Origin of the sequence: Mycobacterium simiae (genome assembly GCF_008370645.1) — a bacterium.
Taxonomy (GTDB): Bacteria; Actinomycetota; Actinomycetes; order Mycobacteriales; family Mycobacteriaceae; genus Mycobacterium; species Mycobacterium simiae_A.
The window spans coordinates 1-20,545 of record NZ_VTZN01000049.1; the positions used below are offsets into that span (position 1 = coordinate 1).

The 20,545-nt window shown below is 62.6% G+C and carries 23 protein-coding genes and 1 pseudogene; 6 read left to right on the forward strand and 18 right to left on the reverse strand.

The features are described 5' to 3' along the window. The 3 genes from F0Q45_RS10235 to F0Q45_RS10245 all read left to right on the forward strand — a co-directional run. Positions 1-514, forward strand: a 514-nt coding sequence (locus F0Q45_RS10235; protein WP_444875257.1) for a DUF7373 family lipoprotein, incomplete at its 5' end; no start/stop codon positions are given. A gap of 8 nt (positions 515-522) precedes the next feature. Further along, positions 523-1,560 (forward strand): serine/threonine-protein kinase, encoded by a 1,038-nt coding sequence (locus F0Q45_RS10240; protein WP_149653847.1) that lies wholly within the window; start codon positions 523-525, stop codon positions 1,558-1,560. Next, a complete protein-coding gene (locus tag F0Q45_RS10245; protein ID WP_149653848.1) occupies positions 1,557-2,486 on the forward strand; it encodes an ABC transporter substrate-binding protein in 930 nt (309 codons plus the stop codon). The genes F0Q45_RS10240 and F0Q45_RS10245 overlap by 4 nt, the downstream gene beginning before the upstream one ends. 978 nt (positions 2,487-3,464) lie before the next feature. Here F0Q45_RS10245 and F0Q45_RS10250 read toward each other — a convergent pair. The 5 genes from F0Q45_RS10250 to F0Q45_RS10270 all read right to left on the reverse strand — a co-directional run bounded on the left by F0Q45_RS10250 (position 3,465) and on the right by F0Q45_RS10270 (position 6,489). Further along, positions 3,465-4,022 carry a hypothetical protein gene (locus F0Q45_RS10250; protein WP_149653849.1) on the reverse strand — a complete coding sequence of 186 codons (558 nt, stop codon included), beginning with the start codon at positions 4,020-4,022 and terminating at the stop codon, positions 3,465-3,467. 102 nt (positions 4,023-4,124) lie between these two features. Further along, entirely contained in the window at positions 4,125-4,394 is a 270-nt protein-coding gene (locus tag F0Q45_RS10255; protein WP_149653850.1) for a hypothetical protein, read from the reverse strand. Positions 4,395-4,733: 339 nt separating this feature from the next. Then, on the reverse strand, positions 4,734-5,228 hold the full coding sequence (locus tag F0Q45_RS10260) for a hypothetical protein (RefSeq protein ID WP_149653851.1): 495 nt from the start codon (positions 5,226-5,228) through the stop codon (positions 4,734-4,736). 10 nt (positions 5,229-5,238) lie between these two features. Further along, positions 5,239-5,520: a hypothetical protein gene (locus F0Q45_RS10265; protein WP_149653852.1), complete on the reverse strand. Its 282-nt coding sequence runs from the start codon at positions 5,518-5,520 to the stop codon at positions 5,239-5,241. A gap of 486 nt (positions 5,521-6,006) precedes the next feature. Further along, positions 6,007-6,489 carry a hypothetical protein gene (locus F0Q45_RS10270; protein WP_149653853.1) on the reverse strand — a complete coding sequence of 161 codons (483 nt, stop codon included), beginning with the start codon at positions 6,487-6,489 and terminating at the stop codon, positions 6,007-6,009. 346 nt (positions 6,490-6,835) lie between these two features. Between F0Q45_RS10270 and F0Q45_RS10275 the strand changes: the two genes are divergently transcribed. After that, positions 6,836-7,468, forward strand: a complete 633-nt coding sequence (locus F0Q45_RS10275) for a hypothetical protein (protein WP_149653854.1) — start codon at positions 6,836-6,838, stop codon at positions 7,466-7,468. A 192-nt stretch (positions 7,469-7,660) separates the two neighbouring features. Here F0Q45_RS10275 and F0Q45_RS10280 read toward each other — a convergent pair whose 3' ends face one another. The 7 genes from F0Q45_RS10280 to F0Q45_RS10310 all read right to left on the reverse strand — a co-directional run bounded on the left by F0Q45_RS10280 (position 7,661) and on the right by F0Q45_RS10310 (position 15,321). After that, positions 7,661-9,610, reverse strand: a complete 1,950-nt coding sequence (locus tag F0Q45_RS10280) for a PE domain-containing protein (RefSeq protein WP_149653855.1) — start codon at positions 9,608-9,610, stop codon at positions 7,661-7,663. 166 nt (positions 9,611-9,776) lie between these two features. Next, positions 9,777-10,862 carry a methyltransferase gene (locus F0Q45_RS10285; RefSeq protein ID WP_262490939.1) on the reverse strand — a complete coding sequence of 362 codons (1,086 nt, stop codon included), beginning with the start codon at positions 10,860-10,862 and terminating at the stop codon, positions 9,777-9,779. Positions 10,863-10,885: 23 nt separating this feature from the next. Further along, the gene (locus F0Q45_RS10290; protein WP_149653857.1) at positions 10,886-12,313 is read right to left on the reverse strand and encodes a cytochrome P450; all 1,428 of its coding nucleotides are present in this window, start codon (positions 12,311-12,313) and stop codon (positions 10,886-10,888) included. After that, complete coding sequence (locus tag F0Q45_RS10295; RefSeq protein ID WP_149653858.1) at positions 12,310-13,521, reverse strand: DUF6545 domain-containing protein; 1,212 nt, start codon at positions 13,519-13,521, stop codon at positions 12,310-12,312. The genes F0Q45_RS10290 and F0Q45_RS10295 overlap by 4 nt, the downstream gene beginning before the upstream one ends. A gap of 106 nt (positions 13,522-13,627) precedes the next feature. Continuing rightward, positions 13,628-14,125 carry a hypothetical protein gene (locus tag F0Q45_RS10300; RefSeq protein ID WP_149653859.1) on the reverse strand — a complete coding sequence of 166 codons (498 nt, stop codon included), beginning with the start codon at positions 14,123-14,125 and terminating at the stop codon, positions 13,628-13,630. Continuing rightward, positions 14,116-14,580, reverse strand: coding sequence for an XRE family transcriptional regulator (locus F0Q45_RS10305; RefSeq protein WP_149653860.1), 465 nt, complete (start codon positions 14,578-14,580; stop codon positions 14,116-14,118). The genes F0Q45_RS10300 and F0Q45_RS10305 overlap by 10 nt, the downstream gene beginning before the upstream one ends. A gap of 237 nt (positions 14,581-14,817) precedes the next feature. Further along, positions 14,818-15,321: a hypothetical protein gene (locus tag F0Q45_RS10310; protein WP_149653861.1), complete on the reverse strand. Its 504-nt coding sequence runs from the start codon at positions 15,319-15,321 to the stop codon at positions 14,818-14,820. Positions 15,322-15,369: 48 nt separating this feature from the next. Between F0Q45_RS10310 and vapB the strand changes: the two genes are divergently transcribed. Both vapB and F0Q45_RS29180 read left to right on the forward strand, forming a co-directional pair. Next, positions 15,370-15,591 carry a type II toxin-antitoxin system VapB family antitoxin gene (gene vapB / locus F0Q45_RS10315; RefSeq protein ID WP_149653862.1) on the forward strand — a complete coding sequence of 74 codons (222 nt, stop codon included), beginning with the start codon at positions 15,370-15,372 and terminating at the stop codon, positions 15,589-15,591. Further along, positions 15,588-15,794: pseudogene (locus tag F0Q45_RS29180) on the forward strand (VapC toxin family PIN domain ribonuclease); the annotation flags it as partial. The gene vapB and the pseudogene F0Q45_RS29180, both read left to right, overlap by 4 nt. 178 nt (positions 15,795-15,972) lie before the next feature. Here F0Q45_RS29180 and F0Q45_RS10325 read toward each other — a convergent pair. From F0Q45_RS10325 to F0Q45_RS10350, 6 genes are all read right to left on the reverse strand, one after another. Next, positions 15,973-16,608, reverse strand: coding sequence for a hypothetical protein (locus F0Q45_RS10325; protein ID WP_149653863.1), 636 nt, complete (start codon positions 16,606-16,608; stop codon positions 15,973-15,975). Between the two features lie 114 nt (positions 16,609-16,722). Continuing rightward, a complete protein-coding gene (locus tag F0Q45_RS10330; protein WP_149653864.1) occupies positions 16,723-16,959 on the reverse strand; it encodes a hypothetical protein in 237 nt (78 codons plus the stop codon). A gap of 271 nt (positions 16,960-17,230) precedes the next feature. Then, entirely contained in the window at positions 17,231-17,446 is a 216-nt protein-coding gene (locus F0Q45_RS10335; RefSeq protein WP_149653865.1) for a hypothetical protein, read from the reverse strand. A 109-nt stretch (positions 17,447-17,555) separates the two neighbouring features. Then, positions 17,556-18,320, reverse strand: coding sequence for a hypothetical protein (locus tag F0Q45_RS10340; RefSeq protein WP_149653866.1), 765 nt, complete (start codon positions 18,318-18,320; stop codon positions 17,556-17,558). Beyond that, positions 18,320-20,134: a hypothetical protein gene (locus tag F0Q45_RS10345; RefSeq protein ID WP_149653867.1), complete on the reverse strand. Its 1,815-nt coding sequence runs from the start codon at positions 20,132-20,134 to the stop codon at positions 18,320-18,322. Before F0Q45_RS10345 ends, F0Q45_RS10340 begins: the two co-directional genes overlap by 1 nt. 19 nt (positions 20,135-20,153) lie before the next feature. Next, positions 20,154-20,459 carry a hypothetical protein gene (locus F0Q45_RS10350; RefSeq protein ID WP_149653868.1) on the reverse strand — a complete coding sequence of 102 codons (306 nt, stop codon included), beginning with the start codon at positions 20,457-20,459 and terminating at the stop codon, positions 20,154-20,156. Between the last annotated feature and the right edge of the window lie 86 nt (positions 20,460-20,545).

Sequence of the window (20,545 nt, forward strand, 5' to 3'; positions counted from 1 at the left end):
CAGCGCTGCCCAACTCGTGGCCACCACACTAGATCTCCAGCAGCCGCTGATCGACAAATTCACTCCGACCCCACTCGATCAACTGGCGCAATTGCCGATCGATCCCAGCGGACTGCTGGCCCACACCATGCCCCAATCAACCGGTGCCGAGTCAGTCAATGACGGCGTCTATGACCGGCAGGGAGCGCTTCAGTTGGAGCCCGGTGACCCGGTGCACCTTGAAGCGTTGTTCGAATCCGTTGGCCTGCAACAGGCAGTTGAAACCGGTGAGGTGCGTGTCTATCAGACACCTGATTCCGACTCGGCGAACCGCATCGTCGCCGATTACGCCCGGTCCACGCACCCCGCAGGGGCCGGGATTACGGGCATGCCAAAAGCCCGCTGCTTCAAAGAAACACTGGCATCGTGGTGTGTGGCAGCGGCCGACCGTTACGCATTCGTCGCCCAATCAACCCAGGAAACCGACCTCCACCAAAAGATGGCGGCCCAATACCGCATGCTAACTGGGACGTGAGGCCCGCGATGCCGCTAGCCATAGGAACCATGATCGCGGGCTACCGCATCGAAGGTGTGCTAGGCGCTGGCGGAATGGGCACCGTCTACCTGGCGCGCCACCCCACCCTGCCCCGCAGCGACGCGCTCAAGATACTGTCCGCCGAACTCTCACTAGACCGCCAGTTCCGCACCCGCTTCACCCGCGAAGCCGACCTAGCCGCCACGTTAAACCACCCCAACATCGTGCGGGTTTACGACCGGGGAACAACCGACGACGGCCTGCTATGGATCGCTATGGAATACGTCGAGGGCATCGCTGTGAGCGATCTCAACTGGCCCGACCTCACCCCTGCCCGTGTCGTGCGGATCATTGGCGATGTCGCCACGGCACTTGACTACGCCCACGGCCGAGGAGTGCTGCACCGCGACATCAAACCCGCCAACTTCCTGGTGTCGGCGCCCGGCACCGACCACGAGCGAGTGCTGTTGGCCGACTTCGGCATCGCCCGCGCCGCCGATGACGCCACAGCACTGACCGGGACCGGGTTGCTGGTGGGCACCGCCGCCTACGCCGCACCCGAAGCCATCGAAGGCGGCCGCCCAGTCGATCACCGCGCCGACATCTACTCGTTGGGCTGCACGCTGTTTCGGCTACTGACCGGCCGCACACCCTATGATGACGGGTCGGGCTCTCTGCGAGTGATCGCGACCGGACACCTGATGCGGCCGATCCCACGCCCAAGCGAGCACACCCCTGGCCTGCCAACCGCCATCGACGACGTCATTACCAGAGCACTCGCCAAAGATCCGAATGACCGCTTTCAGTCCGCTACCGCACTGGCCGCTGCCACCGCCGCAGCCTTGGCCAACACCACCGGGCTTTCGACGCCGGCCGCCGGCCCACAAACCAAAAGCTGGACACCACCTGCATTGTCCTACCCCACCACGCCGCCCCCAGCACCACCAACCATCAGCGGCCCACCCGTGGCCGGCATCTCAGGACCCAGCCACTCCGCCGGCACCGCAAACGCGCACTCATCACCGGCGGCACCGCTGTGGCCATGATCGCGGCGATCGTCGCAACAGTCGCAATACTGTTCAACCACAACAACAAAGACAGCGAACGCCACCTAGCGCCTTACCAACCGCAATCCCTGGCCGGCACCCTTGGAACGATCAAGCTAGATAGGCGGCCGGTGGCCGTCGCTGCACTCGGCCCCGGCGACCCAGACGCTGTGCTATCCCTCGGAGTGCAACCAGTGGCCATCGGCGGCATCCAAAGCCCACTTCCCAGCTGGCTGCAAACCATGGTGCATTCCTCGGCAACATTACTGCCGAACGCCGACCCAGCCGCACTAGCCGCAGCCAAACCGGACCTCATCATCGACACCGGTCAGATCGACAAATCCACCTACGACACACTGAGCGCCATCGCACCCACCTTGACCCGCCCGGCCAACAGCGGCCAAGACTTGGTCTGGCAACAACAGCTGCCCTGGATCGCCACGGCCCTCGGCCGCTCCGACACCGCCAAGACACTGCTCGACGACGCAGCGGCACAACAAGCCACCATCAAATCCCAACATCCCCGGTTCGGCGGCAAAACCATTGTGGTCATCAACTACTCCGACACGACGACAACAGTGGTCACACCCACATCGGCGCCGACCAACTACCTCGAAGGCCTCGGCTTCCGCTACCACCCATACGCCAAGCGCACCAGTCCCGCCGACCCACCCGACAAGCCCTTGGACGTCAATCAGTCCTTCTACCAAGTGGTTACGGCTGATGTGATGATCGTACTGCGCACCGACAAAGCTGCCGGAGGCGGCGGATACGCAGGGCTGCCCGGACCGTTCAACGGATATAGCGGGACACTAGTCATCGTCGACGACCCCGCCACCATCACCGCACTCAACACCGGCGGGCCCGCAGCAACCAGCTACCTCAACCACGCATTGGTGAACAAGCTCAGCTTGCTAGTCAAATGAGCTAGACGGGCGGCCGGCCGCGTCGCGTGAGGACAGCGCACGGATCGCCGGCCATTCGGTCTCGTAGTCCTCGCGTGTTCCCAAACCAGCGGGCCTGCTTGGCATCCTGCCATCCTTCCCTCAAAGGAAGGTGTGCATTGAAACCCAGTGAGAATGACAGGGCAGGCGTCACCTGCGGGGTCTGGTGTAGGCGGTTGAGGACACGGGCGCGCTCGTGGCCAGGTCATCTCGACGCTCATCGCCAGTGTTGAGGGCACGTCCACCACATCCTCGCCGGCGCCAACAAGAATCTGGGCGATCGGCCGTCGAAGACCGTTAGCCCCTTCGATGGCAAAGCGGCGGTCTATCACGTCCTCGCCCGCGGGAAGGGGCCAAATCGTGTTGGTAGCAGACGGTTCGCAATCAGCTCTGCGCGAGCCGATCTCCTTCGTTGGACCACCGTCACCGTGAACACCGACCCGACACCTGGTAGCCGTCCGTTCCTCGGCCGGCCCTGGTCGTATTCACCATGCCGCCGCACAGGACCGCACTTCTCATCGTCACCCACAGTGCCGCGGCGGTCCCCATACCGAGTGCCGTTCAACACCCTCTGCGGGGTCGGACCGATCCCGGCGTCCAGCGGAAAAACCTACGCCACCGGCTATCACGCGGCGGCGACCCGCCAAGCCAACCGAAGCCCTGCACGCACCCGGCTCGCCACCGACCCCCAAACCCGCGCCTACCGTGATCGTCGCGCACGAGAACAACTGTCCCCCAAAGACATCCTGCGCTGCCTGAAACGCTACCTGGCCCGACAGGGCTACAAGGCCCTCGCCAGCACAAACACCGAGCGAGACGAAGCTCTAGCGGGAACCACTTGGTTAGAGAGAGGACCCCGTTGTGGGGTGTCCCAATCCTCGATCGCTTCCACGTATGTTCCTGTCGGAATGCGTTGGTAATCATCATGTTTACGGTTCATTCTCGTTGAGCCGTTCGTGGTTAATCGGTCACCCACGCGCACCCGATGGGTTGTCCCTCTGGTGTTTTGACGACGGTGCAGCGGAGGTCTGGCATGTTCCCGGCGGCGAGCTGCTCTTCGACTCGTGCGATGACTGATTCCAGTGCTGGCACGGTCGCCAGCCAGCCGTCGTCGATGGTGGCGTCAATCTCGACGTGCAGCGTTCCCGGCAGTCGCCACCGACGTTGAGCGGCCGCTTTGAAGCAGGCGATGAACTCTTCGATCGATGCGGGCAGATACTCGTCGAGTTCTCCACCCCAGCGCGGCTGGTCGCTGGCTTCGATCTTCATTTCGGTGAGGTTCATCTCGAACCATTCGTCGTCGGTCCGGTTCAGCACCAAGCCGATCAGGTCGAGCACAGCTGGACGATATTCGTTGCCGCGCAGCAGATACCGGTTCAGCTCTGCGTGTTGATCTTCGGTCATCTCGCCTTCGAGGACGATAGTGCCGTAGGTCTTGTCGTTGTACTCATCACGGAACATGACCGGAAGGTGCGTGTAGCGCGTGTCGTGGCGGTTGTGGTTACTGTCACTGCCCATGAACGTCTCCTGTCGTTGACTGGGCTCGCAAGCCCCGCCGGATGGTTCGCCGCTGAAATAGCTGGGTGTCCCCATTATATTGGGGCGCACCGACACTTGGCTCTAGTCGCTGTTTTCGCAGCCGTCGCACCAGTCGCGTGAGGGCAGGATCAGAACTCCGTCACCACGGTTTTGGCAGGCTCGCTCGGACATGACGTTGTCGTCGCCGAAATACCACGCACAGAACTCCGGTGGCAGCGGGGTGGCCGGCCCTCTGCCGGAGAGCGCCACTGCACGGCTGACCAAGGTATCGAAGTTGTGGCTGCTGGCCGTGGTGGGCAGCTTGTCGTTGCGCCACAATTCCCAGGTGCTGCCGGCTTTGCTGGTGATCACAAATGTTCCTTGCGGCCCGTCGACTGCGAATTGGGTTCATCCCATCACGTCGAGGTAACTGCGACCGACGTGAGCGGGTTCGTGACACTCCGCGACCAAGGTATGGGCGCCGTTGTGTCCTACCGCGCCGCAGTACACGAGCAGCTCCGGTGGTGCTGCTGGGTTGCCCGCGGGCGCTTCGCGAGACTGTGCGCCCCCGAGCGCTTCGACCTGTGTTTGGAGCTTGTCGACCTAAGGCACGCGATCGTGTCAGCTGAGTTCGGGCGCCGCCGCTGCGCCGTCGCGGACCTCCGGACTCATGGCTGGCCTTGCACATCACGGTGTTCCTTCCCCCCACTGTCACGCTCGCTCTACAGATGCAGTACCGGCTCTGTCGCTCGATTCCGTCGCCCGGAAGCGACCCAGGTCTCCGGGAATGCTCGGTGGGGCGCCGCAGCGTGGAGCACTGCCGGCGGAGTGGGGTCGGTGCAGCTTGTTCTCACGGCAGAGCCAGCCGTCACGGCCAAGTCGGGCCGGCTCGCCGCAGCACCAGGGCGGCACCTCCCCCGGCTCGTAGACCACGGGTGCGGGCGCGGGCGAGTGCCAGTGCTGCCAGGGCAGGATTCCGGCACCCAGCGTTACACGGGCGAGGAACAGTGAGTACCCGCCGATGTCGTGGATGCGCAACCAGTCCAGGTAGTCCCAGATATTATCGACGCCGGCTGGACCCCCATCTCCCCCGTAATTGTGCCCGCCCTCGTCGAGCCAGGTGAAGTCCGTACCGCTGCGGTTCCAGCGCCGGAGGAGTCTCACACCGCACACGCTGCAGCTCGTCTCGTCGGTGGTCTTTGCCATGATCGGCCTCCTATCTGATCGCTTCCTGATTGCAGTCGCGGCGCGCATCGGCGATCGCCGCGCGCACGGGCGCATAGGCGCAGCGGCCGCCGTCAATCTGGCCGTGGATCTGTTTCGGGGAGAACAGGTTTGGCCGCCCGGTGGTGAGGTACAGCACAGCGAGGTCGTAGGCGTCCCAGCGCACGCGATAAGCGCCACGGGTGTGGGCCATGCGGTATTGCAGGGACATGGCGCGGCGGCGCTGCTCCTCGTGCGTTTCACCGGTGATCGCGTTCTGTGGGTGAATGACCACAAGTGCCTCCTCGGGTCGGATGACCGGGCGTTCACGCCCAAGCCGGTGGTTGGTGGCGAACTCGGTTCGCCGATGACGTCGTGGGTCAGTTTGCGAGCGGGGACGTCCGCGGTAGGCGCGCCTGCGCCGGGCGCTTCAGTTGGGTGGCTACACGGGCGACCACTCGGACATGAACCAGCCCCAGCGCGGAATCCGTAGTCCTAACCGGGCTTTCCAAAGCCGAAGTCCGTCCTCGCCTCCGTCGCCTGGTGCTGAGTTGGAGGCAATTGACTTCAGCGTTGGTGCCCCGTACATGCTTGGCGATTTCGGCGCGTGCGGAGGTTCCGTGAGGAATGGCGTAGCCGATCGATCCCATCGTCTCGACTCTCTTTTGGCGGTCGGTGACCGCGTGTGCTCACGCGGCCGTTTGTTGCTTTCAAGGGTTGTCCCGCAGCATATTTGGGAGGCCGCCGGTAGGCACCGACAACATCCCGGCGTTGCGTTGCGTTAGGCCCGATTCGAGTGCCGGTGTGTGAGGCCCGTGCCGCCGGGATTGGCGCCTACTGCTCGCAGGACATCGTTGGCGACGCGGCAGATCTCCTCGAGATGTTCCCGGGCGCATTCGGGCGCATCGGTCGCGTCCGTGATCCGCAGAACTTCGGTCCATCCGCTGGTGAGCCCGATCAGCCGCTGGCTACCGGAGACGTTCTTGAGCACGCAGTAGAAGCCGCTGACCTCGACGTCGTCGTCGCCGTAGACGTTGAGCTCGAAGGCGGCGTCTCCGACGATCACGCCGGCTTTTCTGGCGTCGTAGAACATCTCGGACAATGCTGCGCCGGCGTCGGACATTGTCCAGATGGGGATCTCGCATTCCAGATCCTCGCCCTTGGCGGCGCACCAGCGCTCAAATGCTGCTGCGTCGATGTTGAACAACGTGGTCTGGGTGGCGGTGAGGGTCACGGTGAAGGCTGGCGTGGCCGCAGCTGTCATGGGGTGTCTCCCTTGCATTCGGGGACCGGGCACTCGTGTCCGGCCGGTGGAAGGTGATCGGCTGTCTTGCTCTCCGAATGATCTCAGTCTAGTGGCGCCTACCGACAGAAGTCGGTGCGCACATGGTGGATGTTGCGGTGAACGTTGGGCAGCGCTAGCCGCTGAACACGGCGGTGTTCACGACAGGTCCTCGAAGGACACCACGACCGGGACGCGACTGGCTGTTCGTACGCGGCGCCGCGCGGCCCGCTAACTAAAGACGGCAGATTAGCGCTAGGCTCCCAGTAATTTGCCGGATGGGATTTGGGATGGCTATCAAGTCGTCGGCTCCACTATGATCAGCGGTATGGACGTTAACCTTGGTCGCGCAGAAGTGGAATTATCACGTCATCACGTGGAAGTGTTTGACTCAGTGCAGATAATTGCTGGTTCGATCTTGCGCGTCGCGAATGTGCATCGAGAGCTGTTGCCATTCGGGGAACGCGACAAACAGAAAGTTTTATCGATCGGAGAACACAACGTCCACTATTATCCCGCCGGCGCCTGGGTGTCGGTGAAGCGTCTCGGAGTGAACGGTTCACTGGTTTGTAAATACACCAGTCGGTATTCTCATTGTTCGTCGCTAGATGGAGACTCGGTGTACAAGACACTGGGCGATCAGCTGACCTGGTCTGAGGCGGTCGATGTTATGCGTCGCGAATTAGAGGCGATAGGTGTGACCCCGATCAAATCGGTTGATGGACATTGCGAACGATTTTTGAACTTCGGTATGACTGATTTTATTCCCTTACCTATACCGAAGTGGGCGATGATAAGGCGGTTTCGAGCGCGGCGGCGATGGTTCGGACTTTCGAAGGGCCAGCCGGGTTGGAGACGTGGGGTGATTTTCGGCTTTGTCACCCCTACTGAACCTGAAAGTGCTACCAGAGGCCGACCAAACGATAACGTGTTGCTGCGGTTATACGCCATCAAGAATTAGATTTGTTCATGACATAGAGGCTGTAAACCGCCGGGCTTCCGCCGAAGAAGTGATGAACGCGATGCAGAAAGCTCGGCCAAGTATGGCTCACTTATCCCAAAGGGGTATTTGATACTAGCCGCAAGCCGGGTCACCTTTTTATGTAGCGGCGCGTCTCGTGAGATCCTGGATGCGCGCCGTTCGTGATGCGGCTCAGAAGGGTAGCCCGATCGAGAGCGGGCCGATGCCGATTGCCCTGTTCGAAAGCAGTCCGATCCCGCGGTTGCTGTCGCCGATGTTGTTGAGGCCGATGTTGCGGTTGCCGTGGTTGTAGAAGCCGATGTTGTTGTGGCCAACGTTGCCGAAGCCGACGTTGAAGTTTCCGACGTTGCTGCCACCGAGGTTGAAGCTGCCGATGTTGTTGTCGCCGAAGACGTTCAGGCTTCCGTTGTTTCCGTAACCGAGGTTGAAGCTGCCGTTGTTTCCGTTGCCGACGTTGAGCAGCCCGTTGTTACCGCTGCCGAAATTCAAGAAACCCTGGTTGTTGTCTCCGAAGTTGAATAGCCCTAGGTTGCCGGTGCCAGGATCTAAGAAGCCGAGACCGGCAGCGTTGAGCACCGTCTTTTGTGCGTTCACAGCCCCTTGGTGGATGGCCTGTTGGACGGCTAAGTTGATGCCGGCGATCTGGGTGTTGAGCCCGGTGGTGATGGACGCTCCGATGTATTCGGCGGTGCCGTTAATTTGGGCGATAACGAGGTTGGTGTTGGCAACTGCGTTGTAGACGAACAGGTTGGCGTTGAACCCTGCGGTGTTGATCATGCCTTGTAGCTGTTGGAATACTCCGCCGAGACCCTGCTGGATGCCAGGCACACTGATGGGGCTTGAGGGTCCCGCACTACCGTTGACGCCAGCAGGTCCGGTCGCACCGACCAGGCCGGGCTGACTGAACAGCAATCCGGACCCCCCGCCGGCCCCGCCGGGGCCCGGTACGCCGGCGAATCCGCCAGCTCCCCCGCCGCCGCCGATGGTGGCGCCGCGGCCGCCGGTGCCGCCGTTTCCGGCCGCTCCGCCGGTGCCGCCGTCACCGCCGTTGCCGATGAGGGCCGCGCCGTGGCCGCCTGCCCCGCCGACACCGCCCGTCCCGCCGGTTCCGCCCTGCCCGCCGAATCCACCGATGGTTTGGGCTGGCCCGCCCGTGCCGCCGTTGCCAGCAGCTCCGCCGATGCCTCCGTCACCGCCGTGGCCATAGATCCATCCGCCGTTTCCGCCCTGGCCACCAGCGCCGCCGTCGCCACCTGCCCCGGCGCGGTAGCCCCAGCCGTTGATCACCGGATCGGTTCCGCCGGCGCCGCCAGCGCCCCCGGCGCCGCCAGCGCCGCCGCTGCCGCCGTTGCCATACAGCAGTCCCCCGTTGCCGCCGACGCCCCCAACCCCGCCTGTTCCGCCGGCGCCGCCGTAGCCGACTGCGGGGCTAAAACCGGCCGCTCCGACACCTCCTGCGCCGCCGGCTCCCCCAGAACCCCACAGCCCGGCAGCCCCGCCCGCGCCGCCGTTGCCGCCGGCGCCAGCGCCGACACCTGCACCGCCAGCCCCGCCGTTGCCGCCGTTGCCGTTCAACCAGCCTCCGGCACCCCCGGCGCCTCCTGTGAGGCCAGCCGCGCCGATACCGCCAGCGCCCCCGTTGCCGATCAGCCCGGCCGCGCCGCCGTTACCGCCCAGGCCGTTGTAGCCGTTACCGCCATTGCCGTACAGTAACCCGCCGGCCTGCCCATCCGGGTTCGCCGCTGTGCCGGCCACGCCGTCACCGATCAGTGGGCGCCCCAACAGTGCGTTGCTCGGCGCGTTGATCACCTCCAGCAGCTGCGTCTGCAGTGGACTCGCGTTGACCGCTTCTGCTGTGGCATAAGACACCGCGCTCGCGGTCATCAGCTGCACAAACTGGTCGTAGAAACTCGCAACCTCAGCACTAAATACCTGATAGGCCTGCCCGTGCGAATTGAACATCGCCGTGATCGCCGCCGAGACCTCATCGGCACCCGCAGCCAACACCCCCGTCGTTGACGCCGAAGCCACGGCGTTGGCCTCGCTCACAGCCGATCCGATTCCTGCCAATTCTGTCGCAGCGGCCTCGACAATCTGCGGACCGACAAGTACGAACGACATTTGCAACTACCTCACAATCAGTTCCGCGCGAACGTTCGGCCCGAGGGCGACTCCATCCTATCTTCCTTGTGCGGTAAATTTCCCAATTGCGGTAATTTTTGTCGAGTCCTCGGCCAGCCGTTAACGCCAGTACCTCCCATAGGAACTGGCCCAGGACACTAGACGCTTACGGGCTGATAGCCTCGACCAGCATTGTCGGCCCGAAGTGGCGGACTCGTCCGGGTATGAGCCCGGCGTCGCGCATCAGAGCGTGCACCTGTTGTGGCGAGCGTTCTCGACCGCCCTCGCAGCAGGCAAGCATGTGCGCGTCGAGCATTGCTGTCACAATGTTCGGCCGGTCTGATTCGTGGTGCAGATCAATTGTGACCAGCTTCGAGCCAGGTGGCATGGTGGCGCGGACCCGCTTGAGGATGTCGCGACAGGCATCGTCGCTCCAGTCGTGCAGAATCCACTTCATCGTGTAGACGTCAGCGCGAGCGTCCAGCTGACCGAACAGGTCGCCGGTGCGGCACTCAATCCGGTCGGCCACCCCTCGCTCGCGCAGAAATCTGCCTGCCTGCTCGATCACCTCGGGCGAATCGAGCAGGATACCGCGAGCGTCGGGCCGATGTTCGAGGATGGCCGCAAGTACGTGCCCGACCCCCCCGCCGACATCGCAGATGACTCCACGTCGTGGCCATGGATAAGCCCGCACGATACCGGCGAGGTCGAACTGGGTGAGCTGCCGCATTGCATCTGCGAATGTGGCTCCCACATCTGGGCGATCACCAAAGTAGGCCCACAACGACTTGCCAAACGCCCTCTGGTATCCCGAGGGTTGGGCGCCCTTGCGCAGCTGCGCGTCAAGGTGCGCATATGCCGCTGCGGTGTCGGGGTCCGCGCAGTAGGCAATCCAGGAGGCGATCGATTTGGGATGGTCGCGGCTCAGCGGCGCGCCGATCTTCGTCATGCGCACACGTCCTTTGCGGTCCCGTTTCATCAGCCGCAAGGTGATCGCGACGTTGACGATCCTGATCGTCACGTCGGGGTCTAATCCCAGTACGTGTGCCAGTTCGACTGGGTAACGCGCATCCTGGCCCAGAGCATCGGCTAACCCCGAGGAAACGAGCACGCCCACGATCTTCGTCTTCTGCAGCCCGAGCGCGGTGTCCAAGAAAAGCACGATCTCTCCTGGCACCGCGGCATCAGCGAGATCCAACACACGGCGTCGAGCACTGATCATGGCGCGGGCGACCGACAGCGGCAGTGGCATGGCAGGCAAGCGCATCACGATGCCTATCGCCGGTCGCCAAGATGGCGGCGTGGGTGTAAACGTAGCTGGAAGTCGGCTGGTTTAAGAGTCAGGGTTTCAGCGATCTCGAGGTGGTATCCGGGCTTGGATTCCAGGTCGTATTGGTGCAGGATCGCAGCCAGTGTCAACACGATCTCGTGCAGCGCGAATTGGCGACCTATGCAGGCACGGGGGCCGGTGCCGAAGGGTTTGTAGGTGTGCGGGGGTAACTTTCGCAAATTCTCGGGCAGGAACCGATCGGGGTTGAATTGGTCGGCATCCAGACCCCAGGCGGGGGCGCGGTGAGCGGCCAAGAGGACGACTACCACCCAGTCCCCTTGCCGGAAAAGGTATTTGCCGTTGCCAAGGGTGGTGTCACATCGGGCTTGACGGTAGTAGCCCGGGGCTACGGGCCACAGCCGCAGCGTTTCATCGACGACACGGCGCAGGTACCGCAGCTTGGCGATGTCGTCGAATTCGATGTCCGGGAAGCTGCCGTTGGGCCACCGTTGGTCGATCTCAGCTTGGGCTTTGGCGGCCACGTCGGGGTTGGCGGACAGATAGTACAGAGCGAAGGAGATTGTGTTGGCCGAGGTTTCACTACCGGCGGCCATCATCGTGAGGATCTGATTGACGACGTTGTCGGAGTCGAGCCGCTCGCCGGTATCGGGATCGGCGCTGTGGAGCATGATGTCGAGCATGTCCTGTCGCGGACCTGTTTTCGGGTTGTGGCGGCGAGCCTCGACAATGTCGCAGACCAGATGGCGAATGAATTCCTTATCCGCCAAGTGTTGTAGATAGCGCTTCTGCCCGAAAAGCTTGGTGTAGAAGGGGATGGGATCGACACGCATAGCACGTCGGACATAGCCCAGTTCATTGATGATGGCCGTGCTGAACGCGTTCTCCCCAGGGCCGCTGAGGTTGCCAAGCGAGTGGCCTAACCCGGCGCGCGCGATGATTTCGACGGTAAGGCGGTTGGCTTGGGCGGGGATGTCGATCCAGGATTGCTTGGCGCTGTGGATGTTCCATGCCTCAAGGAGTTCTCGCACGGTGGCAGTCATGCTGTCGTGGTAATTTTGCATCGCTGCTTTGGTAAACGCCGGCATCAAGATGTTGTGGGCCTTATTCCAATTGGGCTCATCGTTGTAGGCGGTGAACAGGCCGTCGCCTAGCGTCAGGCGCAACTTGTCGACGAGGGGTCCGACGTGCTTTTGCCACCGGGTTTCGTCATTCACCTCGTCGATTAGGGCGGTGTCGGAGAGCGCGATAGCCGACAGAGCGAAGATGCGTTGCTGCAAGATTCCGTCGCTGGACTTGCGTAATTTTTCGGTCGTTCCCAGTACTGGGCTGGCGAAGTCGATCGTGAAAAGATCACCGAGGAAGGGCAGCCGAAAGCGGGGATGCGGAATCGGCTTAGCGGTCGGCACCGTCATATCGTCGGGCTCGCTTTCGTGGTGGCCGCAGATTGCGTTGCGGCGTAAGCGGCAGGCCACCATTTCGCCAGCTTGACCAATTCGGCTGCTTCTTCGTCGAGGGTTTTCGCTTGCGACGCGACGACCAGTGGTGCTGCGTCGATGTCGAGACGATCCACGATGATGCCGGCGGCTTTGGCTCTGGCGGCGTGAGCCAGGCGAAGGGCTGCAAGCGCGGCGTCATGGTCGTGCGCCGGTACCGCGTTGGGCTCGTCGAGGAAACAGCTCAGATCGTGGTCGGGTATTGCAGGGACGTAGGGGCGCAGTCGCAAGATGGCGTCGCGGATCTCCACGACGCTGTGATGTAGTTGCAGCGCCGACTTTCCGCGCCCCGGCTCGTCGTCAAAGCCGAAGACGCATTCTGGGACAACGGTTCTCATGGCTTGTCGCAGCGGCTGCAATTTGCACCAGCTGCGGCTGATCGGATCCAGTCCAAGTGAGCCGAGCAGCTTCATCCCAAGAGGGACAGCAGCGATCACGAACGGGGCCCAGATTGCGAAGAACAAGCCGGCCGCGTGGGAATCCCGCCGGTAGTCGCCGGTGTTCGTCCAGCCAAGTTGATCTAAAGTGTGCAGGCCGGCCTCGTGGAGCACGACCCCGGCCCCCACTAACCCCATCGACAGTGTGCTCAGCGCGATCCAGCGTTCGCGCCGCCTCCTGAGGATACGCAGTTCGCGGAGCGAATTCCATATTACCTGCGCCGCTAAGACCATCAACATTGCTGTCATGCAACTCAAGACCACCATGGAGTCCCAGCCGTGCATTAACTCAAATGACACTTGGTCGAGTCGAGCGCGACTACCAGAGATGAACAAGCCGGCGGCAAGGAGCGCGGCCGCCAGGCGATAGTACCGGTGTTTGCGGCGGGTATCAGCTTCGGAATTGCCCGACCACAACAGGGTGAACCCGACGAATTCGGAGAAGCTGTAGGCTAACACAGCGCTACCCAACTGCCACGTGCCGGGCGAAGTCATGAAAGCTGTTCCAACGAATATGTTTTGCACAATGTGCTCACGCAAGATCTGGGCCACCAGAAGAAACGCCAACGTACGGTTGAAGTATTTCTCGTAAAGGTTGGTGTTGAACCAACGATAGCGCCCGACCAGCACCAGCGTCATCAATCCGATTAGAGGCCAGGCGATGATGCCCGGCACGGTGGAGGCGGTCACCAACCCACCTGACGGTAACCGCGGGGCCGCTGAAGCGTTTCTTCCTCTGACAGACCGAAACGCCAGATGATGGACCCGATGAGCTCAAAAGACACCAGGAGCATCATTATTGGCGGAAGAAGCTACGCACTATCGATTGACGTTCGGTGGCTTCAGTGACCGCAAGCATCAGCAGGGATGCAAACATTTCTGCGTCGCGTTCGTCGCCATCACCAGTACAGTTGGTGCGCCCCAGGACTACACGCACCATTTCAGGATCGATTTTTGGGAAAAGCTGACGACACAGGTCGCGTTGACGTTCCTTATCGCCGCCGAAAACATCACTTCGACCATGCCCCAGCCACATATGCCCGAGCTCATGACCCACGATCTGATCGATATGATAGTCAGAAGTGCCGATTTCATGCAGGATCAAGTCGTCGTCATCGCGCGCCAACCAGAGTCCGCAGGGGCCAACCCCCAGCGTTGCGGTGTCAGTCGGAATTAGCGTGATTGCGCGACCCCGCATTTCAGATAGGTTTTCGATGAAAACGTTTCTATCCCAGGGTATCGGTATGGGGAGTGCACGCACCATGGCGAGCATTTCGTCACTGGTTATCGCCATCTAAGGGCTCCCTCTCCGCGAGCGACCGGTGGCAATTGCTCCAACTGCCGCACATGATCGACCATTGCCGCGATGTTTGTGATCGCGTTCGGGGTGAGCCCGAAAGCGCGCATCGCCAAATCACGCACTCCACTATCACGTAGTGCCTGTAGCAAGTCGAGCTGCGCATCGACCTCAGGGTCGATGCCCGAATCTATCAGATACGACGCCGGCACTCCGCAATATTTGGCGATTGCCTGCAGGTGCGTAACCGTGGGATTTTTTTTCAAACCACTGCGCAGTTGCCATAAATACGCCGCACTGATCGACACGCCCGTCTTCGCCTTAATCGCTTCGGCCGCCGCAGCGTTCGACAGCACGGGCTCGCCCGGGCGACGCATGACTTCGAACAGCTTGTTCAACTTCTGCGCCAGTTCAGACTTCTCTTCACCGTCAAGTGAAGCACTACTGGTCATATACTCTCGTTTCATGTGAATACCATCCGGCGTATACAGATGTTACTGGGTTGTTGCTACTCAAGCTCGATCCGTCCCGGAGCGCGCGGGTCTAGCCTGGGCGCGGATTACTTTCGCAGCGTTGTGGACCGTCTTCGCCACACCACGCATGGCTGTTGCTCGACCAACCGACCGTCGCCAAAAAGAGCAACGAAACAGTGCGGACGCTTCTGTGACCCCATCCACCCCTGGGACAGATCAGCGTGTGGCAGCGCAAGATGTGAAGACGTTGGGTTGTAGTTCTGGGGTGGTCCTGTTGGTTTGGCGGATTTGGAGTCGGGCATAGGCTGCGTCAGCGGCGTCACTTTGGTGCTGGATCATGCTTACCAGTTCAGCACGTGCCCGCTGGTCGAAAGGGTCGCCGTGCAGATCGTCGCAGGCGGTCTTGATCGCCCGGATGTATTCACGGAGGACCCGAAGATCGACTTCTGCCGCGGCCTGTGATTTTCGGTGGTCTGGAACTGCGGGCAATGACCAGCTGGACGAGGTGGGGAGGGGGCTGTTGCTGTGCATGGTCTTGTTTATATCGGTATATGATGGCGGCGCGCAACCTATGCCGATGTAAATTTTGTTCGCTTCGGGGTCGCGCTGCAATTTTCGCCGATGCCCCCCTATTTTGAAGCCGTGTTCGGTCTGCTGATCGAGCACCCGACCACCGTGCAGCTCTCCAAACTCGTGAACACCCGTGCGCTGGTCAAGCACGCCGGGTGGATTAGAGGAGACCGAGATATCATATGATATCATCGAGTCATGAGTGACGTGCTAATCCGCGACGTTCCCGATGATGTACTCGCTGGGCTCGATGCCCGAGCTGCCGAGTTGGGCTTGTCGCGCGTTGAGTACATTCGCCGCCGCCTTGCCCAGGATGCTCGCGCGTTGCGAGTGCCGGTCACCCACGATGACCTACAACGGATGGGCCGGGCCGTCGCGGGCCTCGCCGACGACGACCTGATGCGCCAGGCATGGCAATGACAGAACCGACGTGGCTGATCGACAAATCAGCCCTGGCGCGCCTCGCGCATAGCCTCGAGCCAGAAACCTGGAGCAACCGAATCGAGCGCGGCCTGGTCCATATCAGCAATGTGACGCGCCTGGAAGTCGGGTATTCGGCTCAATCCGGTGACGTCGCTCGACGTGAGTTCCGTGAGTCTCCTTTGGCCGCAATGCCAGTCGAGTAGACTGAGCCCGAGTTCCGCTGATGTAGGTTCGCGTAACCAACGTGGTGAGACATCACACCTAGCTTTCTCTGTTGGCACCGAATAACATTGTCCTGCATCGCTTTTAGTGTAGATGCGACCACTGCCCACGTTGGCCCGGCGTCATCGCGACTGCCATCTGCCGATGCGTCGGCGCTCAGGATCGGCGGTAGGTGGACTGCAGCTCCAGCGGCTCACCTGTACGCGCCGCGGTTCGTATCTTGCCTAGCGAGGTTTCGGTGATACTGCAGTCCCGGTCGGCGGGGTCGACGTCGAGGCATCCGAGGATTGCGTACAGTTGGTCGTCGGACAGGTCCCCGGCACGGTGCAGGGCGATCGCGCCGATGAGGGCTTCGAGCAGGACGCGCTCTTCCGGCGCGTACTTGGAGAATTCGGCGCCGGCCCAGGCCATCGGTTCGTCGTTGGCGCGGCTGAGCCGGTTGAGTGCTCCGTCGACGTCACCACGGAACCGGCGTACCAATGCAGCGTCGGCATCACTGAGGGCGGGATTGGTCAGTTCTGCGTCGGCATCAGCAAGCCAGCGCGCCAACATGGCGTAGACACCTTTGCGGTCAGCGAAGGCCATTGCTCGCCAGAAGGTCCGAAACGCACCCATGTAGCGCTTGTCTTTGGGATGACGCGGCACCAGGTGGGAGCGGATCACGATGTCGCCACGATCGGACTTGGCCACCTTGCCCGCCCACGCCGGAGTGAGACGACCCTCGGGGAACTCCACCGGCGCCGCCGGCGGAAACCAGGGCTGTGCCGGCGAGTACACACGACTGTCGGTCATGATCAGGGCTCCTTTGGTATGAGCGGGTCCAACCGCTGGCAGCAGCATGGATGCGTCGGGCGGGACACAGGTGCGGTCGGGCTCCGCGCGCCCCGCGGGCTTGGCCTGTGGCAGTCATAGCAGACCGCCAGGCTTGAGTTGAATACCGAGCAGGAGGCCGGTCAAGAGCGCGTGCACCATCAGGGCGGTGACCACCGCCGTGGCCGCAAACGGCCAGTGCCGCGGACTCATCGGGGACGGCGCGACACCGGTCCAGAAATCCACTGCGGCGCGCAGGGAGTCAGGGTGAGCCGGTGAGTTTTCCATCGCCGTCTTCACCCACTGCCATCGGATACCGTAGGCAAACATCAAGGCCGCGACCTGAGCGCGAAGGACATCGGTGGCATCGAACCGCGGGCACCCCGGACCACTGTTGGCCCCACTGAGGGGCTGCAGATGACGGGCCCGGGTAGCCCGACCCTGGCGGCGATCTCTTCTTCTGTGAGTTGCATGTGGTCATTCCCATCGCGGGTTCTGGGACTGGGTACGCATATACCCGGCCGGTTGATGTTGTAGGGAGCCGCGGGAGTCGGCTCATGGTCGATCACTGCACTGGGCCCGCCGGCCGTCGGCGGTCGGGCCATCAGGTGATCGTGTCTGCGGGCTTGACGGTTTCCAGGTGCGCGCAAACCTCGTCGAGAGTACGCAGGCTCAGTCCTGCCCATCGGGCGGAACCGCCGTCGCCGAAGTCGACCCAGACCGTGCCCTGCGCCTCCTCGCTCTCAGCGGCGGTGATGATCAGCTGCGGCACGGTGACGCTGCCGGGGCTGACCGGGGTGTGTGTTTGCGTTGTGCTCATGTGCTACATCCTTTTTCGGATCAGATGGCTAGGTCCGCGGGCCTAGCCGGATGGTCGAACGCTCGTGGACAGGACGACTCTAACCGAGACCACCGACACGCGATCGTTTCTATCCGAAGCTAAGAGTGTGGATCGTCTTGATCGTGTAGATGCGGGTCATTTCTCCGTTCCAGTCGATCAGAATGTGTTTGGCGATCTGCTCGCCGAGGATCTCTTTCTGCGCGTCGATGTCGTCGGTGGCGTACGCCTCGATGAAGTCGTCGGCGTCGGCACCGTCGAGCGTCAGCTGATCGACCAGATGCTTGTCGACGTCGAGGGTCTCCGGCTCGTCGGAGATCGTGCTTTTCTGGCCGTGTTGGAGGTCGCCGGTGACGTTGAAGTTGATGACGATGACTTCCAAGGTATGGATGGGTCCGCCGGTGTCGCGCCACCGGCGCGCTTGACTGGCACTGATCTTGGCCTTGGTGGCGAACTGCTTGAGTCCGCCGGCACGGTCGATGGCGGCCTGTCGGTCGATCCGCTTCTCGTCTGCGCCCTTGGGTGTGCTGCCCTTGGCGGCGTTGCGGGTGACGGTGCTCGATGCGGGGCGTTTCCCGGTCTGCCGTTCGAGACGTTTGGCCATCTCGGCGGTTCCGCGGCGGCGCGCTTCGGCGCGCCGCTTGAACTCTGATACGCCTTGCCAGCGTTGCGCCTTGCTCAGCTCTCGAAACTTGCGTTCGACCAGGGCGCGAAACGCCGCTCCGAACCCTTTGCCGCCCGGCTCCGCAGCACCGGAGGCTCCGGCGCTGTGCGCTGGCGGTGCGCCCGCCATTTGAGGGGGCGACGTCGGCGGCGGGGAGGGTGTTGCCGAGCTGGCGAAGCGGCCCTTTTTCATCAGTCGGCGCCTTCCTCATCGACTCCAGCTGCCTTGTCGGCACTGGTCCACTTGATGCGGTATTTGCCGTTGGCGGTGGAGTTTTCATCCAGGATCGACGGGTTGGTTCCTGCGGGCAGGCGGTAGATCCAGGCGTCGAGTTCGGCGGCGATCGGGTACACGCCGTGTTCGGCAGCGATGCGCGCGGCGTAGCGCAGCGCACGGAAGCGGGTGTCGGCGCGGATCGCGGCATACCAGGCCGGCTGCTGGTGCTCACGCTGGTAGGGCGGCCATTTGTCGCTGGCCATGCGGCCCAGGTAGGTGGTGTAGATGGCCTTGATCATTTGCTGGTAGTCGAAGCGCTCGACCTCTCGTGCCTCTTGCAGTTTGACGCGCAGCGCGTCGGCCCATGTCCGCAGCAGCCGTGACTGTTCGGGCCAGACCCATGCGCTGGTGATCTCGAGTTCTTCGACAGCCAACCCGGCGCCGCCGGATTCCACGGGCGCGGTGAGGTGCTGAATGCAACGGGTGGTGACCCACAGGGTGGTGGGTTCTTTCCAGTGCATACCCGGGTGCGGTAACGGCAGCTTCGTGGTCAGTCCGTCGATCTGCTCGGCCGGCGCCAGATTGAGTCGCCACAGACCGAAGGGGGGTCGTTGTTCATGGAAGATGTCGACCTTGATCTGCTGCAGCTCTTTGGGGCGGCCATAGCCGAGTTCGACCTGTCCGGCGGAGGCCAAATAGGCGGCGCGCTGGTCCACTCGGACGTCAACTGCGTCCTCGCGGGCCCGGTGCGGCCGGTTGTCCCACTTCACCGGAAGGGTCGGCTCCAGCTCGCCAGCCTCGACAGCGACCTCGGTGGGCAGTGGGCATGCCTCGATCTGCTTGGTGCGGCCCGATTGCCGTTTGCGGTCCAGGAGTTGGGCGCCCACGGTGGCCCACCGTGACGCGGGGACCAAGCCGGCGTCTCCGACGCCAGCGAGCCAAGAGATGCGGTCGGCGAGGATCTTGACGGCTTCGGATTCGTCTTCGGGCAGCTCGGTACTCGTGCCTTCGACTCCGGCGACCCCCATGTCACCCGGGTGTTGGGGTGGCTGATCCAGGTACATCAACGGGACCAGGACGAGTTGAGCCTTGCGCTTTTGGCCGTCGTGATCGGTGAATCGGCATGTGAACCAGCCCGATTGGCTCCAGGTAACCTCGCAGTGGAATGTCGCTGAGACCAGCCCTGGCAGATCGTCGGGAAGGTCATCCATCGGTAGGCCCAGCTCGGTGAGCGCTTCGTACGTGAACCAGACCTGAGGCTGCTCTTTAGGTTTGGTTCCCCAGTTCCAGAGCAAAAACTTGTGCAGTGAATCACCACTGGGCATGGGGCCCGCGACCACGACACCGGAGGGTTTTACGATGCCGCGGCTGGTGACGATCGCCACACGTCCATCGGCGATGATCGGGGTGTCCGTCCACTGCCGGCTCTTGACCGGCCACAAGGCCGGGGACGTGTCGTCACCGCTGGGTGTCGCCACCTGTTGGGGTTCAGCGGCAGACCCGACGGCCTCGGTGTCGAGCTTGCGATCCTCCCACTCCCTGACGGTGGACTCGAACCAGCCACGCGTGAAACCGGTTTCGCGCGATGGGTCACCGATCACGACATCGGGGTCGGGGAAATCGGTGGGCAAAGCGCTTCGGCCGATGCGCGCCACCACCTGCTGGCGCGACAGGGCCACCAGCTGTTCGGGCGTGCCCTTGGATTCGATGTACCACTGCAAGATGTCGCTGGTTTCGTCATCGGCGTCGATGCGGAAGGTACGGCCGCCAGCCGTCAATCGATAAAGCATCACAGATCCCCGGTTCTAGTCAGCGCTGGTCTTTGCGCGGCGGCGGGATATGCATGTTCAAAAGGTCGGGCAACCGGCCTTGCCGCCACCGCAGACGCAAGGACTCCACCGCACTGGCGGTGCGCCCGACCTTGAGGGCCGCTTCGGGCACGGTCAGCGAAAAGTCCAGGGCCGTCTTGGCTTCATCGACGGTCCACAGCTTCTTGACTCTCTTCGTGCGGCCGGGGACCGCGGTGCGTGCCGCACGTCGTTCGACGTAGCGGCGGCGCTCCTCGCGGCGACCTTCGGCGAACCCGTTAAGGCCGTCGAAACCGGCGCCGCTCAAGCTGCGGCCACCACGCCGCGACCGGTGTATCCGGTGTTCCTCATCGTCACTTCCCTTCTGTCCCGCGTGAACTCGCAGACCCAGTC